The following is a 16,482-nucleotide window of genomic DNA, read 5'->3' on the forward strand; positions in this document are numbered from 1 at the left end:
ACGTGTTTGGGGGGAACCGTGCAGGATTGCGATCTGATTGAACAATTTCTGGATGCGCTCTGGATTGAGCGTAACCTGGCGCAAAATACCCTTGCGTCTTATCGCCAGGATTTGCAAACGCTCACCGGCTGGCTACACCACCACGAACGCACGCTGCTGACGCTGGAAGCGCTCGATCTTCAGCAGTTTCTCGCCGAACGCGTCGAAGGCGGCTACAAGGCCACCAGTTCTGCGCGCACGCTCAGCGCGATGCGTCGCCTGTTTCAATACCTCTATCGCGAAAAGCTGCGCAGTGACGACCCCAGCGCACTGCTCTCCGCGCCCAAACTGCCGCAGCGATTGCCTAAAGACCTGAGTGAAAACCAGGTAGAACGTCTGCTGCAGGCACCCAGTATTGATGTGCCGCTTGAGCTACGTGACAAAGCGATGCTGGAACTGCTGTATGCCACCGGTTTACGTGTGTCGGAGCTGGTGGGTTTAACCCTCAGCGACATCAGTTTGCGTCAGGGCGTGGTGCGCGTGATCGGCAAAGGTAACAAAGAGCGACTTGTGCCATTAGGTGAAGAAGCGATTTACTGGCTGGAGCACTATATGGCGCACGGTCGGCCGTGGTTGCTGAATGGGCAAACGCTGGATGTGATGTTCCCCAGTAACCGCGCGCAACAAATGACGCGTCAGACTTTCTGGCATCGCATCAAACACTATGCCACCCTTGCCGGTATCGACAGCGAAAAGCTATCACCACACGTGCTACGTCACGCATTTGCCACACATTTACTGAACCACGGTGCGGATTTGCGCGTCGTACAGATGTTGTTGGGACACAGCGACCTCTCCACCACCCAAATTTATACGCACGTGGCTACCGAGCGCCTGCGTCAGTTACATCAACAGCATCATCCGCGTGCTTGAACCGCGGCAACAAGGAATTGAGATGAAAAAACAGTTAACGATGCTGGCATTGCTGGTCAGCGCCTTTGCCGGTCTGGCTTATGCCGATGACAGCGCCATTCAGCAAGCATTGAAAAAACTCGGATTGCAGCAGACAGAGATTCAGTCTTCACCGCTGCCAGGCATGAAAACCGTGTTGACCGAAAGTGGCGTGCTGTACGTCTCTGAAGATGGCAAACACATGATTCAGGGCCCACTATACGATGTTAGCGGTGCGCAGCCGGTAAACGTCACCAACCAGCTACTGGACAAAAAAATCACCGCGCTGGCGCCGGAAATGATCGTTTATAAAGCGCCAAAAGAGCAGCACGTGATTACCGTGTTTACCGACATCACCTGTGGCTACTGCCGTAAGCTGCATGAGCAGATGGCCGACTACAACGCGTTGGGCATCACCGTGCGTTACCTCGCTTTCCCGCGTGAAGGTCTGCACGGTCAGGTGGAAAAAGCCATGCGCGCCATCTGGTGCAGCGCCGATCGCAACAAAGCCTTTGATGCAGCGATGAAAGGCGATGCGCCGCAGATAGATGCGCCAGAAACCTGCAAAATCAATCTGGATAAGCATTATCAGCTGGGCATCTTGTACGGTATTCAGGGCACGCCTGCCATTCTTACCGATACCGGCATGATGATCCCTGGCTATCAGGGCCCGCAGGAGCTGAAACAGGTTCTTGATGGTCAGAAGCGAGGCGGTTAATCCACAGTGATGCATTCTGTCGAACTGCGTCGGCGTGAAATCCAGGCCGACGCCAGCTTACCTGATACCTTACCGCCGCTACTGCGCCGCCTTTACCTGCAACGCGGTGTAAAAGAGGCCGCCGAACTTGAGCGCGGTGCCAAAAACCTACTGCCGTGGCAAACCCTGGGTGGCATCGATCAAGCGGTAGCCTTACTGCATCAGATGCTGAAAACCGGTCGCCGTATTATGGTGGTCGGCGATTTCGATGCCGATGGCGCAACCAGCACCGCGTTAACGGTCTTAGCGCTGCGCAGCATGGGCGGCAATGTCGATTATCTGGTGCCGAACCGCTTTGAAGATGGCTACGGCCTGAGCCCTGAAGTGGTCGAACAGGCGCGCGCGCGCGGTGCGGAGATGATTCTCACCGTGGATAACGGCATCTCTTCCCATGCAGGCGTAGAAACCGCCCATCAGCACGGTATTCCCGTGCTGATCACCGATCACCACTTGCCTGGCGAAACGTTGCCAGCAGCGGAAGCGATCGTTAACCCCAATCTCAATGACAGTGCCTTCCCTTCGCGGTCGTTGGCCGGTGTGGGTGTGGCGTTTTATCTGATGCTGGCGCTGCGTGCACACCTGCGTTTGCAGAACTGGTTTAGTGATGGCCGAAACGAGCCCAATCTGGCGGAGTGGCTGGATCTGGTGGCGCTAGGTACAGTGGCTGACGTGGTGCCGCTGGATGCCAATAACCGCATTCTGGTGTGGCAGGGCTTGAGCCGCATCCGCGCTGGAAAATGCCGGGCGGGGATTCGCGCGCTGCTGGAGATCGCCAACCGCGATGCGCGTCAGTTGGCGGCCAGCGATCTCGGTTTTGCCGTCGGGCCTCGCCTCAATGCAGCCGGTCGACTGGATGATATGTCGGTCGGTGTGGCACTGCTGCTCACCGAAGACATTGCGCAGGCGCGCATGCTTGCCAACGAGCTTGATGCGCTGAACCAGACGCGCAAAGAGATTGAGCAGGGCATGAAGAGCGAAGCGCTGGCGCTGTGTGATGAGCTGGAACGCCAGCACACCGATTTGCCGCTGGGGCTGGCCTTCTATCATCCCGAATGGCATCAGGGCGTGGTCGGCATTCTGGCCTCACGGCTGAAAGAGCGTTTCCATCGCCCGGTGATCGCCTTCGCGCCAGCGGGCGACGGCACGCTTAAAGGCTCGGGCCGCTCGATTGCGGGGCTGCACTTACGTGATGCACTGGAGCGTCTTGATACGCTCTATCCTGGCTTGATGATCAAGTTTGGTGGGCATGCCATGGCGGCGGGCCTGTCGCTGGAAACCGAGAAGTATGATCTGTTCCGCGAACGCTTCGCCGCGCTGATCGACGAGTGGTTAGATGGTGAAGCGCTGCAGGGTGTGATTTGGTCCGATGGCGAACTGCATGCGCAGGAATTCACGCTGCACACCGCTGAAATGCTGCGTGAAGCCGGTCCCTGGGGCCAGGCTTTTCCGGAGCCAGTGTTCGACGGCCAGTTCAAATTGCTGCAACAAAAGCTGGTGGGCGAGCGCCACCTCAAGGTGATGATTGAGCCTCTGGGCGGCGGCCCACTATTGGATGGCATCGCGTTTAACGTTGATACGACCTTGTGGCCGGATACCAGCGTGCGCCAGGTGAAACTGGCCTACAAACTCGATATCAACGAATACCGTGGCAACCGCTCGGTTCAACTGATTATCGACCATATCTGGCCGCTATAACCGCATCATTCATTCGGGGGCGTCTAAAAGCGCACCCGGTAACCTGCAGCGAGTGACCCTGGTTCGCCATGGTGGGTAACCGAATCCCTTTGGGCGCACTGTTGCGCTATCTCGCATACCTGCAATGCTACAAAGTACGCGCAGTTTCGGGTAAACTAGCGCGTTACTTTTTATCCCCTTTCACCGAATCGTCAAAAAAGACTGAAAAGCCATGTTTGAAATTAATCCGGTCAAAAATCGTATTCAAGACCTCACCGAGCGCAGCGACGTTCTTAGGGGGTATCTTTGACTATGATGCCAAGAAAGAACGCCTCGAAGAAGTAAACGCCGAGCTGGAACAGCCTGACGTCTGGAACGAACCTGAACGCGCGCAGGCGCTGGGTAAAGAACGCGCTTCGCTGGAAGCGGTGGTAGAAACCTTAGATCATATGCGTCAGGGCCTGGAAGATGTGCAGGGCTTGCTGGATCTGGCGGTAGAAGCCGACGACGAAGAGACCTTCAACGAAGCCGTTATCGAGCTGGATGGTTTAGAAGCCAAGCTGGGCGAACTCGAATTCCGTCGCATGTTCTCTGGCGAGTATGACAGCGCCGACTGCTACATGGATATTCAGGCCGGTTCTGGCGGTACTGAAGCGCAAGACTGGGCCAGTATGCTGCTGCGCATGTACCTGCGTTGGGCAGAGGCCAAAGGTTATAAAACCGAAATCATTGAAGAGTCAGACGGTGAAGTGGCCGGTACTAAATCCGCCACCATTAAAATCATCGGTGACTACGCGTTTGGCTGGCTGCGTACCGAAACTGGCGTCCATCGCCTGGTGCGTAAGAGTCCATTTGACTCCGGCGGCCGTCGTCATACCTCATTCAGTTCGGTGTTTATCTACCCGGAAGTGGATGACAACATCGATATCGACATCAATCCCGCCGATCTGCGTATCGACGTTTACCGTGCCTCTGGCGCGGGCGGCCAGCACGTTAACAAAACCGAGTCTGCGGTGCGTATTACCCACTTGCCGACCAACATTGTGGTGCAGTGCCAGAACGACCGTTCACAGCACAAAAACAAAGATCAAGCTTTCAAGCAGTTGCGTGCGAAGCTGTACGAATATGAGATGCAGAAGAAAAACGCTGACAAGCAGGCCGCGGAAGACAACAAATCCGACATTGGCTGGGGCAGTCAGATTCGTTCATACGTACTCGACGATTCACGTATCAAAGATCTGCGCACTGGCGTAGAGACGCGCAACACCCAGGCGGTGCTGGATGGCGACATCGACCGCTTCATTGAAGCAAGTTTAAAAGCAGGGTTATAAGGAACCGACATGTCTGAACAACAACCGCAGAGCGCTGATGCCGCCCTTGAGTTAAACAACGAACTGAAAGCGCGTCGCGAAAAACTCAGCGCGCTGCGTGAAAAGGGCATCGCGTTTCCTAACGATTTCCGTCGCGATACCACGTCTGATGTGCTGCACGCCAGCTATGACGCGAAAGAGAACGAAGAGCTGGAAGCGCTCGGCGTTGAAGTGAGCGTGGCTGGTCGTATGATGACCCGCCGCATCATGGGTAAAGCCTCTTTTGCTACGCTGCAAGACGTTGGCGGCCAGATTCAGATCTACGTATCACGTGACGATCTGCCAGAAGGCGTCTACAACGAGCAGTTCAAAAAATGGGATCTGGGCGATATCCTTGGCGCGCGCGGTAAGTTGTTCAAGACCAAAACCGGTGAGCTGTCGATCCACATCACTGAACTGCGTCTGCTGACCAAAGCGCTGCGTCCACTGCCGGATAAATTCCACGGCCTGGCCGATCAGGAAACCCGTTACCGTCAGCGTTATCTCGATCTGATCTCTAACGATGAATCACGTAATACTTTCAAAGTGCGCTCTAAAATCATGGCCGGCATCCGTCAGTTCATGGTTAACCGCGACTTTATGGAAGTGGAAACCCCAATGATGCAGGTGATCCCTGGCGGCGCGTCAGCCCGTCCGTTCATCACCCATCACAATGCGCTCGACATCGACATGTACCTGCGTATTGCACCAGAGCTTTACCTGAAGCGTCTGGTGGTAGGCGGCTTCGATCGCGTGTTCGAGATCAACCGTAACTTCCGTAACGAAGGTATTTCGCCACGTCATAATCCAGAGTTCACTATGATGGAACTCTATATGGCGTATGCGGATTACAAAGATTTGATCGAGCTGACCGAAAGCCTGTTCCGCACCCTGGCGCAGGATGTGCTGGGCACCACTGAAGTGCCTTATGGTGACCACACCTTCGATTTCGGTAAACCGTTTGAGAAGCTCACCATGCGTGAAGCGATCAAGAAATACCGTCCGGAAACCGACCTGAACGATCTGGAAGACTTTGATAAAGCCGTTGCGATTGCCAAATCGCTGCATATCAAAGTAGAGAAGAGCTGGGGTCTGGGCCGCGTCGTCACTGAGATCTTCGAAGAGACCGCAGAAGCACACCTGATTCAGCCAACCTTCATCACTGAATACCCGGCTGAAGTGTCACCGCTGGCACGTCGTAACGACGAGAACCCGGAAATCACTGACCGCTTTGAGTTCTTCATCGGCGGTCGTGAAATCGGTAACGGCTTCTCCGAGCTGAACGATGCAGAAGATCAGGCAGAGCGTTTCCTGCAGCAGGTTAACGCTAAGGATGCAGGCGATGACGAAGCGATGTTCTATGACGAAGACTACGTCACTGCACTGGAGCACGGCCTGCCGCCAACAGCAGGTCTCGGCATTGGTATCGACCGTATGGTAATGCTGTTCACCAACAGCCATACCATCCGCGACGTGATCCTGTTCCCGGCACTGCGTCCAACCAGCAAGTAAGGCAAATCGGTGCGCATAAATCCGCGCACTTTGCCGTAAGCCTTAGAGGTCGCCATTATGGCGGCCTTTTTCATTTCTATTCCCCTGGCAAAATTCCTGATGACAACCCGGCACGCTCTGTGCAGGATAGTTTTTTTATTTTCAGGGAATCACCATGAGTGCAAAAGCGGCAACGTTAGAGGGCCGGATTCAACAGCACTGGGATCAACTCTCCAGCCACGAGCAGAGACTGGCTGACGTGCTGCTGGCGGCACCCGGCCAGCTGGCGATGAATACCGCCACCGAACTGGCACAGAGCGCGGGCGTTTCCAAAGCCACCACCACGCGTTTTTTCCGTCATCTCGGTTACGAAAGCTATGAAGCCGCGCGTCGGCAGGCGCGTGAGATGCAGAGCAGCGGCTCACCGCTCTATTTGCAGGCCGTACCAACCGCATCACCGCTGGCCAGCATCATGCAGCAGCACCTGGAAAAAGAGATCGCTAATCTGGTCAACAGCTATCGCACGCTCGACAGTGAACAGCTGCAGCAGGCGGTGAGCGCCATTGCCCAATCACGCCGCGTGGTGGTGATGGGCTGGCGTCACAGCCAGACCATTGCCCAGCTGATTTACCGCGATCTGGTACATATCCATCCTGACGTGCGTTTGCTGCCGCGTCCCGGCGATTCGCTTGCGGAGCATCTAGCGGCGCTGAATCAGCAGGATGTGGTGATCTGCGTTGGATTGCGTCGCCGTATGCCTGCGCTGGAAGCGGCGATGAATGCGCTGGCAGAACGCAACGTGCCGATGCTGTATATCGCCGATGTGCTCTCCGGCAAACCAGCGCGTCATGCGCAGTGGGTGGTGCGCTGCCACACCGACAGCAGCCTGATGTTCGACAGCACCGCCGCGCTCTCCGGCGTATGCAATCTGCTCTGCTCACTGGTGGCCCGGCAAATGGGCAAAACCAGCAATGATTATCTGGCGCAGGTTGAAGCCTTGCACCAATCCCTCGACGAACTGGAATAACGCCCCGTTCTGGCGCATAGTGCGCCAGATATTGCCCCATAGTAGTGCGCTCACTCCTCCGCTATCCCCGCCTGATTTCCCGCCAATGAAATCACAGAAACTTAAAATTAAAATAAAGAAACAAATGTTTCTTACTGATTTTATTCAGTAATACCCTCTCTACCCGAAAGGTGTTAGCTGGGTGGTGAAAAAACTGGCACAAAATATGCTCAGTAGAAAAAGACATTTCACCAATACCAGGGAAACACCACAATGAAAAAAACAGCACTGCTGATCGCCGCTCTTCTCACCGTTGGCACCATGGCGCAGGCGCAAGCCGATACCCTGAGTGACATCAAAAGCAGCGGCAAAATTACCGTTGGTATCGATCCAACCTTTCCTCCATACGAATACACCGACGACAAAGGCGAGATCACCGGCTACAGCGTGGCGATCATGCAATCCTTCGCCAAAGATCTCGGTGTGAAACTGGAGTTTCAGAAAACCGCCTTCAGCGGCATTTTGCCGGGCCTGATCTCTGGCTCGTTCAACGCCGAAGGTTCTTCTCTTAACGTCACCGCCGAGCGCGCGAAGAAAGTGCTGTTCACCGTGCCTTACAGCAAAACCGTTAACGGCGTGCTGGTGCGTGAAAGTGAAGCCAGCACCTTCAGCGGCAAAACGCTCAGCCCGGAAAGCCTGTCTGGTCTGCGTGGCGCGGTAAAAACCGCCAGCGTGCCAGAGCAGTTGCTGAAAGGCTTTAACGAGCAGCTGAAAAAGGAGGGTAAAAAACCCATCACCATCATCAACGTGGATTCGCTGGATCAGACCGTCAGCACTTTGATGACCAAACGCGCTGACTTCGTTTACGACGACATCTCCGTGCTGGCCCCGGTCGCGAAAAAATACGCCGGAAAAGTGGCGCAGGTGGGTGAAGTCGGTCCATCGCAATGGATGGGCTGGGCGACACGTAAAGAAGACGGCAGCCTGAACAAAGCCATCAGCGACCACATTCTGGCAATGCAGAAAGATGGCGAGCTGACCAAACTGCAGCAGCAGTATCTCGGCACCACCTTTACCGTGCCCGCCAGCGATTTCATTCCTCAGGAGTAATTATGTGCCAGTGCAACCTGACGGTGCCTGCGGGCCATGGCAAAACCTTCCGCGTGCGTAAGGGCCAGTTTATTACCGTGATTGACAGTGAAGGGCAGCAGGCGGCGGATTTCGTCGCGGTCAATGCCGATGATTTGAATGAAAAGCTGTCGCCGGTGCATACCCGCCAGCATCTGCGCTCGCTGTTCTTTAAGCCCGGCGATGCACTGTGGTCGAGTGAAAACCGTCCGATGCTGCGCATTCTGGCGGACAGCATCGGCATTCACGATGCCAACGTGCCAGCCTGCGATCGTACCCGCTTTAGCGTCGATTTCGGCGTCGAAGGCCATCGTAACTGCGTGGACAACCTGCTGGAGGGCATGAAAGCCTTTGGCGTGACGTACTTCTCGCTGCCTGAGCCGTTCAACCTGTTTCAGAACGGTCCGGTGACCGCCGATGGCCGGATGGAAGTGACCGATCCCAACAGCAAAGCGGGCGACAGCATTACCTTCGAAGCGCTGTGCGATTTGATTTGTTCGGTATCGTCCTGCCCGCAGGACATCATTCCCGGTAACGGTTTGCAGGTCACGCCGATTGATATCGTGGTGAGTGACGTGTTTCACGCAGAGGAGATGAATCATGCTGTTAATGCGTGAAAGTTATGAAGAGACCGCTGAGCGCACGCTGGCGCAGTCGGTCACGGTGGAACCGGGCAGCGTCGGGTCGATTAAGGTGCTGCGCGGCCAGTTGCTGCGCATCACGGCGCAGGGCGACGGCGCGGTGGCTTCCCTGTTTGGTTTTAGCCTCGCCGATCCTGCTGTGTGGCTGTCGGTGCATCACACTCGCGTCTTCAGCAACAGCTATCTGCTGGGTTCCGGTATGCGTCTGGTGAACAACCGCCGCCGTCCGATGATGGTGCTGGGCAAAGACAGCGTGAAGCGTCACGACCTGCTGCTGCCTGCCTCTACCCGCGCCTTCCTGACGGAAAAAGGGTATCAGGGTGAAGGCTGTTTGGAAGCGGTGAGCGGCGAGCTGGCGCGATTGGGGATGGTGGTGCCGAAGCTGCCGGACCCGATCAACCTGTTTATGCACGTCAAGCTGACGCGGGCCGGCGACATCCTGCCGGAGCCGAACCTCACCAAAGCAGGCGACAGCATCACCTGTCGCGTGGTGATGGACACGCAGTTTATCGTCTCGGCCTGCAACACCGGCATCGAGGGCAACGATCAACCTGCACCGCTGCTGCTGTCGGTGGCGGAAAACCTGCACGACTTTAACGCGGAGTAACGCATGGGGCTGGATCAACAGGTAGTGGCCGCGCTGCCGGAACTCGGACACGGCCTGCTGATGACGTTGGTACTCACTGTACTGGCATCATTGGTCAGCGTGGTGATGGGGCAGCTTGGCTGCTTCCTGCAACTGCGCCGTGCCTGGATCTGGCGCGCCATCGGCCGGCTGTACGTCAGCCTGATGCGCGGTACACCGGCCATCGTTCAACTGTTCGTGGTGTTTTTCACCTTGCCGCGCCTCGGATTGGGCGGTCAGCCGATGCTGGCGGCGGTGATTGCCATCGGCCTCAACAGTGGCGCTTACGTGGCGGAGATTTTGCGGGTGAACCGTTCACTGGTGACGCGCGGTCAGCTCGAAGCCGCACGCACGCTAGGTCTCAGCCGCTTCTTAACCTGGTGGTATGTGATTAATCCACAGGTGATGCGCGCCAGCCTGCCGATGCTGGTTAACGAGTTCACCATCCTGCTGAAAACCACGCCGCTGGCCTCGGTGGTGGCGCTGACGGAACTGACCTACGCAGGACAGATTGTGATTGCGCGTACCTATGAAGCTACGCAGGTGCTGCTGCTGGTGGCGGCCGGATATCTGCTGATCGCCATGCCGTTAATTGCCGCTGCCCGACGTCTGGAAGCCAAACGGAGGATTGCCTGATGGATTGGCAAGCCATTCTCACTTCCCTGCCTTCGCTGGGAGACGGCATGATCGCCACGCTGCAACTGTGCATTGTCGCCGCACTCTGTTCGCTGGCGTGGGGTGGGCTGATGGCATTACTGCTAATGCGCGCTTCGCCGTTCTGGTTGCGCTTGCTCAACCTCTACAGCGGCTTAACGCTCGCACTGCCGCTGCTGGTGGTGATCTACCTGCTCTATTTTGTGCTGCCGGAGTACGACATCACGCTGTCATCGCCGGTGGTGGGCGTGCTGGCCCTGACGCTCTATTACGCGCCCTATATCGCACAGGTTATTCGTGCGGCAATAGAGGCATTGCCGAAGGGGCAGTGGGAAGCTTGCCGCGTGCTGGGTTTGAGCCGCAGCGAACAGCTGCGCGATGTGGTGTTGCCGCAAACCCTGCCGCAGATGCTGTCGCCGCTGGTCGGTTTGATGATTGGTTTGATTAAAGACTCGGCGCTGCTGTCGATTGTCTCGGTGCAGGAGTTTATGTACGCCGCCAAACAGGCGATTTCAGATACCTACGCGCCGCTGGAGATCTATCTCACGGTGGCGCTTTGTTACTGGCTGCTCAACAGTCTGATCGACTGGTTGGCACGCGGCCTTGAATCTCGCATGACGCGCTATCGTCGCGGCATGCAGCATTAATCAGGAGAACACTATGTCAGCTGAATATCAGCATCGTGAAGCGATCACCATTCCCGCGCGCTACGGCAAAGCGGTGCGTCTGAAGAAAGGGGAAGCGGTGCAGGTGATCAATCTGCATGGCACTCAGGTAGTGGATTGCTGGGCGTACAACGCCGAAGACGTCAGTGAATATATGTGTATGGAAGCGACGCGCGTGTGGAACCAGCGTCTTAATCCCAAAGTCGGTGACAGCTTTATCACCAGCCAGCGCCACCCGATTCTGACCCTGGTGGCGGATACCTCACCCGGCGTGCATGATTCCTTTATGGCGGCCTGCGATGCGCGTCGTTATGAGCTGCTGGGCTGCACCGAGTATCACCGCAACTGCCACGATAACCTGTTTGAGGGCATGCGCGAGTTAGGTGTTGAACTGCCGCACGGTAATCTGGCGTCTCTGAATATTTTTATGAATATTCAGGTGCAGCCGGACGGCATTACTCTGAAAACGCTGCCGGTGGTGACAAAGCCCGGTGACTACATTGTGCTGCGCGCTGAGATGGATTGCTACGTGGCATTCTCCGCCTGCCCACAGGATATCGTCAGCATTCAGGGGCAGGGCGACAACACCCCGCGTGATGCCGAACTGCGTATTCTGACTGCCGGCTTCCCGCAGGTGCAGCTGAAAGGGGCCTGGGTGCCAGCGTAATTACGATTTCACGACCTGATCCAGCCACACCTGAAAACGCGAATAAGGCACATACAGCGCCACATCCTTATACAAGGTCTTACCGCTTTTATTGTCGTCAATCGCGCTGCTGTAGCCGACAATTACCCCCGCCAGCGTATCATCGCTGGCGTTGTACACCGCACCACCCGACATGCCTTTCACTACACCGGCATTCGCCGCGACCACCACACAACTCGGTTTATTCCAGTCGTTGGCCAGTGTGGTGTTGATCAAATTCTTGCCGCTTGAGGCCACCGGCATGGCAGAAATAAAGCTGTAGCCATAGAGATTGACGTTGTCGCCGATATGGCTGTTGCGGAACGGGGGAGGAAGATTGGGTTCGCTGTTCTTGTGGTACACCACGGCGATATCGCACTCGGGATGCCAGGCTTTCACCCGATACATCGAGTATTTTGCCACATGTGCGGCCGTCAAACTGTATTCCGGTGTCAGGGGAATGGTGGTGCCTAGCGCACCAATGCCCAGCACGGTAGGAATGCCGGTTACGGTCATATCGACGCGTTTTGCGGCTTCTTTGCTGTACTCATAGTGCCCCACGGAGCAGCCGCTCAGGCAGCCCACTGTCAGTGCGATCAGCCATCGCATAGGTCATTCCCCCTGCATTGTTTGACACCGCATCACCGCGTAACTGGTTGAGGTATCGGCAATGCGCGCCCATCCTTTACTGCTTGATTGCTCGCCAAAAGCTGATGAGCTGTGACAGCGATCACAACTGAATCAAGCGTAGCGTGAAAAGTGTCATCTGTCTCAGTGGTCAGGCAGAGTCACTTTCGCGCGCGGGGATTATTGCTTTGCAAGCAAAGATGCCTTGCAGCGCAGAGGCTGGTTGAGCTGCCAAGCCTGTGCTTTAATCAGAATGTGACGCAGTTCAAATATCTATAAGCGTCCGTTGTAACCGCACGGCGTTCGTTGTGCGGCCTGCCTGCAAAACATTTTTAGGAGAGTGTGTTATGCCTGTTGCATTACTGGCGCTGGCGCTGAGTGCGTTCGCCATCGGCACCACGGAGTTCGTGATTATGGGATTACTGCCGGAAGTGGCGGGCGATCTGCAGGTAACGATTCCTTCAGCAGGATGGCTGATCAGTGGTTATGCACTGGGCGTAGCCATCGGTGCACCGATTATGGCGTTGCTGACGGCGAAGCTGCCGCGTAAACGAACCCTGATTCTGTTGATGATCATCTTCATCATCGGCAACGTGCTGTGCGCGCTGGCGTACACCTACAACCTGCTGATGCTGGCGCGCGTGGTCACCGCACTCTGTCACGGGGCCTTCTTCGGGATTGGTGCGGTAGTAGCGGCGAGTCTGGTGGCACCGAGCCGTCAGGCATCGGCGGTGGCGCTGATGTTCACCGGCTTAACCCTCGCCAACGTGCTGGGTGTGCCGCTCGGCACCTGGTTTGGTCAGATGTTTGGCTGGCGTGCCACCTTCTGGGGCGTGGCGATCATCGGCATCCTCGCTTTTATCGCTTTGATTGTCAGTCTGCCAACCAACAAAGAAGAGAAACCGGTACATCTGGCGAGTGAAGTCAGCGCGCTGGCAAATGGCAAACTGTGGCTGTCGCTGCTGATGACAGTGTTCTTTGCTGCTGCGATGTTTGCGCTGTTCAGCTATATCGCGCCGCTGCTGTTGCAGGTCACGGGCATCACCGATCGTGGGGTGAGCTGGACGCTGTTCCTGATTGGCGCAGGCTTAACCGTCGGTAATATCCTCGGCGGCAAGCTGGCCGACTGGAAAGTCTCGTTTAGCCTGATCCTCAGCTTTGTGCTGATCGCCGTCTTCTCGCTGCTGTTCAGCTGGACCAGCCACGCGCTGTGGCTGGCGGAAATCACGCTGTTCCTGTGGGCGATGGCGACCTTTGCTACCGTGCCTGGCTTGCAGATTAACGTGGTGCGCCATGGTAAAGACGCACCTAATCTGGTCTCCACGCTTAACATCTCGGCGTTCAACGTCGGTAATGCGCTCGGTGCCTGGGTAGGCGGCGCGGTGATCGATAAAGGCTACGGGCTGACGTCAGTGCCGGTGGCCGCCGCTGCACTGGCGGTGGTCGGTCTGGTCATCTGTCTGATCACCTTCCGCAAATCAGGCGGGCAGGGCGAAACGGTACGCGCTTAAACCAGACGCTCGGCAATGCGTTGGGTAAAGGTGGCCACCTGCTGTTGCAGGTGGTCGCAGAAATGATCAACCAGCGCTGACGCCGGGCGATGCTGTGGCCGCACCAGACTGACGGTGAACGGCACCGCGATACTGAATCTGCGCATCACCACACCGCTGTCGGCGTAATCGAGCGCCGTCAGCGGATTCACAATCGAAATCCCCACGCCGGCGCGCACCATCGCGCAAACCGATGCCGCACTGTGTGTTTCCAGTACCAGACGGCGCTCCACTTCTTGTTCATGAAAGAGTGAATCCAGCAGCTGGCGATAACTGTCACTGCGCGACAAGCTGACGTATCTCTCTCCCTGAAAATCCTGCGGCGTCAGCACCTCACGCTGGCACAACGGATGGTTGGGCGGCAACACGCACACTTCATCGCAGGTCAGCAGCGGTACGCGTTCGGTGCCTGCTGGCGCATGTTGAGTCTCAGTCAAACCCAGATCGTAGCGCTGTGCCGACAGCCACTCTTCCAGCAGCGGCGACTCCTGCGGAATGATGTTCAGGCTGACCTGCGGATAGCGTTGCAGAAAGGGTTGCAGCAGTGGTGGCAGCAGTGACTGCGAGAACACCGGCAAACAAGCAATCGACAGCTCGCCCTGACGGAATTGGCGCAATCCTTCGGCGGCATCCATGATGCGGTCCAGCCCGTACCAGGAGCGTTGTACTTCTTCATACAGCCGTAAACCCTGCACCGTGGGCTGCAATCGTCCACGCACCCGCTCAAACAGTTCCAGACCCAGCTGCTGCTCCAGCCGCGCCAGCTCACGGCTAACGGTTGGCTGCGAGGTGTGCAGCAACGCGGCGGCTTGCGTCAGGTTGCCGCTGGTCATCACCGCGTGGAAAATTTCGATATGTCGCCAGTTAATTTTTGCCATCACTCCTCCGTTAATCCATATCATATTTGTATAGCTGACGCTAAAACAGATATTTTTCTGAATCGTCTTGCTGTGGCTAAATAGTGGTAAAGACACAGGAGAATTGAGATGCCACGTCCACTGAACAACAACGAAACGGCGCTGACCGCCGCTAATTTACTGCCGCTGGCACAGCGCTATGCTGGTCCATTCTGGGCTTACGATGCCGCCATCATTCAGCAGCGTATTGCCCAGCTGAGTGCGTTTGACGTGGTGCGTTTTGCGCAAAAAGCCTGCTCCAATATTCACATTCTGCGCCTGATGCGTGCCGCAGGCGTGAAGGTCGATTCCGTTTCCCTGGGTGAAATTGAGCGCGCCCTGGCCGCCGGTTTCCAGCCGGGTGACGAAGATATCGTCTTTACCGCTGACGTCTTCGATCAGCCAACCCTGGCGCGTATCGCGGAGTTAAAAGTGCCGGTCAACGCCGGTTCTGTGGATATGCTGCATCAGCTTGGCGCGGTCTCTGCGGGCCATAAAGTGTGGCTGCGTATCAACCCGGGTTTTGGTCATGGGCACAGTCAAAAAACCAACACCGGTGGCGAGAACAGCAAGCATGGCATCTGGCATAGCGATCTGCCGCTGGCGCTGGCAGCGATTCAGCAGCACGGCCTGAAATTAGTGGGTCTGCATATGCACATCGGTTCCGGTGTTGATTACGGCCACCTGCAGCAGGTGTGTGACGCGATGGTCGATCAGGTCATCGAATTTGGTCAGGATCTGGAAGCGATTTCAGCCGGTGGTGGTTTGTCGATTCCTTATCGCTTCGGTGAAGAAGCCATTGATACCCAGCACTATTTCGGTTTGTGGAGTGGCGCGCGTGACCGCATTGCGGCGCATCTTGGCCATGCGGTGAAACTGGAGATTGAACCGGGTCGTTTCCTGGTGGCGGAGTCTGGCGTGCTGGTGTCGCAAGTGCGTGCGGTTAAAGATATGGGCAGCCGTCACTTCGTGCTGGTGGATGCGGGCTTTAGCGATCTGATGCGTCCATCGATGTACGGCAGCTATCACCATATTTCTGTGCTGCCAGCTGATGGTCGTGCATTGAGTGATGCAACGGTGGAGAGCGTGGTGGCGGGGCCGCTGTGCGAGTCTGGCGATGTGTTCACCCAGCTGGAAGGCGGTAAAGTCGATACGCGTGCACTGCCTGCGACGCAGGTCGGCGATTATCTGGTGTTCCACGACACCGGCGCGTACGGCGCTTCGATGTCTTCCAACTACAACAGCCGTCCGCTGATTCCGGAAGTGCTGTTTGAGAATGGCGCTCCGCGTGAAATTCGTCGTGCGCAGACCATCCAGGAGCTGCTGGCGCTGGAGCTGATGTGATCAACATTGTTCCACTCAGTGAAGTCCCACATCACGCTAGTCATATCACCGACTGGCTGTGGCAGGCGTTTGGTGCAGGGACGTCGCGCGAGTTTTACGACAGCATTGTGCGCAGCAGCCTGAACGGTGCCGAGTATCCGGTGACTTTCGTGGCGCTGGATGGTGATGTGCCGTTGGGCACGGTGGGATTCTGGCGCTGTGATCTCATCAGCCGTCAGGATCTCTATCCGTGGATCGCCGCGCTGTATGTGGATGAACATGCGCGCGGCAATGGCCTGAGTGAAGCGCTGCAGCAGCATGTGTTGAATTATGCCCGCGAGCGCGGGCATGAAAAGCTGTGGCTGTGGTCAACGTTCGGCGGCTACTACGAGCGCTTTGGCTGGCAGTATCAGTGTGATGCGCTGGAGTTCCCGGATGTGCGGGTGAAGGTCTATTCGCAGTATTTGTGACCCGGTGCGCA

General features: G+C 56.5%; 17 protein-coding genes. 15 read left to right on the forward strand and 2 right to left on the reverse strand.

Annotation, left to right across the window (positions count from 1 at the left end; all coding sequences use genetic code 11):
* Positions 1-18: 18 nt before the first annotated feature.
* From xerD to FD737_RS06890, 12 genes are all read left to right on the forward strand, one after another.
* A complete protein-coding gene (gene xerD / locus FD737_RS06835) occupies positions 19-912 on the forward strand; it encodes a site-specific tyrosine recombinase XerD (RefSeq protein ID WP_097118021.1) in 894 nt (297 codons plus the stop codon).
* Positions 913-934: 22 nt separating this feature from the next.
* The gene (gene dsbC / locus FD737_RS06840; RefSeq protein ID WP_160833078.1) at positions 935-1,648 is read left to right on the forward strand and encodes a bifunctional protein-disulfide isomerase/oxidoreductase DsbC; all 714 of its coding nucleotides are present in this window, start codon (positions 935-937) and stop codon (positions 1,646-1,648) included.
* A 9-nt stretch (positions 1,649-1,657) separates the two neighbouring features.
* A complete protein-coding gene (gene recJ, locus FD737_RS06845) occupies positions 1,658-3,382 on the forward strand; it encodes a single-stranded-DNA-specific exonuclease RecJ (RefSeq protein WP_160833079.1) in 1,725 nt (574 codons plus the stop codon).
* Positions 3,383-3,593: 211 nt separating this feature from the next.
* A protein-coding gene (gene prfB / locus FD737_RS06850) for a peptide chain release factor 2 (RefSeq protein ID WP_097118019.1) occupies positions 3,594-4,692 on the forward strand; the annotation gives its coding sequence in 2 pieces (ribosomal slippage) (positions 3,594-3,668 and positions 3,670-4,692; 1,098 coding nt in all).
* Positions 4,693-4,701: 9 nt separating this feature from the next.
* Positions 4,702-6,222 (forward strand): lysine--tRNA ligase, encoded by a 1,521-nt coding sequence (gene lysS, locus FD737_RS06855; protein WP_034823176.1) that lies wholly within the window; start codon positions 4,702-4,704, stop codon positions 6,220-6,222.
* Between the two features lie 154 nt (positions 6,223-6,376).
* Positions 6,377-7,228 (forward strand): MurR/RpiR family transcriptional regulator, encoded by an 852-nt coding sequence (locus FD737_RS06860; RefSeq protein WP_097118017.1) that lies wholly within the window; start codon positions 6,377-6,379, stop codon positions 7,226-7,228.
* A gap of 252 nt (positions 7,229-7,480) precedes the next feature.
* Positions 7,481-8,317, forward strand: a complete 837-nt coding sequence (locus FD737_RS06865; protein WP_160833080.1) for a transporter substrate-binding domain-containing protein — start codon at positions 7,481-7,483, stop codon at positions 8,315-8,317.
* A gap of 2 nt (positions 8,318-8,319) precedes the next feature.
* On the forward strand, positions 8,320-8,952 hold the full coding sequence (locus tag FD737_RS06870; protein ID WP_097118015.1) for a DUF1989 domain-containing protein: 633 nt from the start codon (positions 8,320-8,322) through the stop codon (positions 8,950-8,952).
* The gene (locus tag FD737_RS06875) at positions 8,936-9,583 is read left to right on the forward strand and encodes an urea carboxylase-associated family protein (protein WP_097118014.1); all 648 of its coding nucleotides are present in this window, start codon (positions 8,936-8,938) and stop codon (positions 9,581-9,583) included. The genes FD737_RS06870 and FD737_RS06875 overlap by 17 nt, the downstream gene beginning before the upstream one ends.
* Before the next feature lie 3 nt (positions 9,584-9,586).
* Positions 9,587-10,237 (forward strand): amino acid ABC transporter permease, encoded by a 651-nt coding sequence (locus FD737_RS06880; protein WP_034823169.1) that lies wholly within the window; start codon positions 9,587-9,589, stop codon positions 10,235-10,237.
* Complete coding sequence (locus FD737_RS06885) at positions 10,237-10,902, forward strand: amino acid ABC transporter permease (protein WP_034823167.1); 666 nt, start codon at positions 10,237-10,239, stop codon at positions 10,900-10,902. The genes FD737_RS06880 and FD737_RS06885 overlap by 1 nt, the downstream gene beginning before the upstream one ends.
* 13 nt (positions 10,903-10,915) lie before the next feature.
* Positions 10,916-11,587, forward strand: coding sequence for a DUF1989 domain-containing protein (locus tag FD737_RS06890; protein ID WP_097118012.1), 672 nt, complete (start codon positions 10,916-10,918; stop codon positions 11,585-11,587).
* On the opposite strand, the gene FD737_RS06895 is transcribed toward FD737_RS06890, so the two are convergent.
* Positions 11,588-12,214, reverse strand: coding sequence for a hypothetical protein (locus FD737_RS06895; protein WP_097118011.1), 627 nt, complete (start codon positions 12,212-12,214; stop codon positions 11,588-11,590).
* Between the two features lie 365 nt (positions 12,215-12,579).
* On the opposite strand from FD737_RS06895, the gene FD737_RS06900 reads away from it, so the two are divergent.
* Positions 12,580-13,743, forward strand: a complete 1,164-nt coding sequence (locus tag FD737_RS06900) for an MFS transporter (protein ID WP_058961822.1) — start codon at positions 12,580-12,582, stop codon at positions 13,741-13,743.
* On the opposite strand, the gene FD737_RS06905 is transcribed toward FD737_RS06900, so the two are convergent.
* The gene (locus FD737_RS06905; protein ID WP_160833081.1) at positions 13,740-14,660 is read right to left on the reverse strand and encodes a LysR family transcriptional regulator; all 921 of its coding nucleotides are present in this window, start codon (positions 14,658-14,660) and stop codon (positions 13,740-13,742) included. The two genes, FD737_RS06900 and FD737_RS06905, sit on opposite strands and share 4 nt — an antisense overlap.
* A 108-nt stretch (positions 14,661-14,768) precedes the next feature.
* Between FD737_RS06905 and lysA the strand changes: the two genes are divergently transcribed.
* Together lysA and FD737_RS06915 are read left to right on the forward strand one after the other, a co-directional pair.
* Entirely contained in the window at positions 14,769-16,022 is a 1,254-nt protein-coding gene (gene lysA / locus FD737_RS06910) for a diaminopimelate decarboxylase (protein WP_160833082.1), read from the forward strand.
* Positions 16,019-16,471, forward strand: a complete 453-nt coding sequence (locus FD737_RS06915; protein WP_160833083.1) for a GNAT family N-acetyltransferase — start codon at positions 16,019-16,021, stop codon at positions 16,469-16,471. Before lysA ends, FD737_RS06915 begins: the two co-directional genes overlap by 4 nt.
* Positions 16,472-16,482: the final 11 nt, after the last annotated feature.

Source organism: Pantoea sp. Seng (assembly GCF_009829935.1).
GTDB lineage: Bacteria > Pseudomonadota > Gammaproteobacteria > Enterobacterales > Enterobacteriaceae > Pantoea > Pantoea communis.

Bases quoted from the DNA above. Each gene is read 5' to 3' on its own strand.
- dsbC (WP_160833078.1), top strand. From the start codon at position 935: ATGAAAAAACAGTTAACGATGCTGGCATTGCTGGTCAGCGCCTTTGCC.
- recJ (WP_160833079.1), top strand. From the start codon at position 1,658: ATGCATTCTGTCGAACTGCGTCGGCGTGAAATCCAGGCCGACGCCAGC.
- lysS (WP_034823176.1), top strand. From the start codon at position 4,702: ATGTCTGAACAACAACCGCAGAGCGCTGATGCCGCCCTTGAGTTAAAC.
- FD737_RS06860 (WP_097118017.1), top strand. From the start codon at position 6,377: ATGAGTGCAAAAGCGGCAACGTTAGAGGGCCGGATTCAACAGCACTGG.
- FD737_RS06865 (WP_160833080.1), top strand. From the start codon at position 7,481: ATGAAAAAAACAGCACTGCTGATCGCCGCTCTTCTCACCGTTGGCACC.
- FD737_RS06870 (WP_097118015.1), top strand. From the start codon at position 8,320: ATGTGCCAGTGCAACCTGACGGTGCCTGCGGGCCATGGCAAAACCTTC.
- FD737_RS06875 (WP_097118014.1), top strand. From the start codon at position 8,936: ATGCTGTTAATGCGTGAAAGTTATGAAGAGACCGCTGAGCGCACGCTG.
- FD737_RS06880 (WP_034823169.1), top strand. From the start codon at position 9,587: ATGGGGCTGGATCAACAGGTAGTGGCCGCGCTGCCGGAACTCGGACAC.
- FD737_RS06885 (WP_034823167.1), top strand. From the start codon at position 10,237: ATGGATTGGCAAGCCATTCTCACTTCCCTGCCTTCGCTGGGAGACGGC.
- FD737_RS06890 (WP_097118012.1), top strand. From the start codon at position 10,916: ATGTCAGCTGAATATCAGCATCGTGAAGCGATCACCATTCCCGCGCGC.
- FD737_RS06895 (WP_097118011.1), bottom strand. From the start codon at position 12,214: ATGCGATGGCTGATCGCACTGACAGTGGGCTGCCTGAGCGGCTGCTCC.
- FD737_RS06900 (WP_058961822.1), top strand. From the start codon at position 12,580: ATGCCTGTTGCATTACTGGCGCTGGCGCTGAGTGCGTTCGCCATCGGC.
- FD737_RS06905 (WP_160833081.1), bottom strand. From the start codon at position 14,660: ATGGCAAAAATTAACTGGCGACATATCGAAATTTTCCACGCGGTGATG.
- lysA (WP_160833082.1), top strand. From the start codon at position 14,769: ATGCCACGTCCACTGAACAACAACGAAACGGCGCTGACCGCCGCTAAT.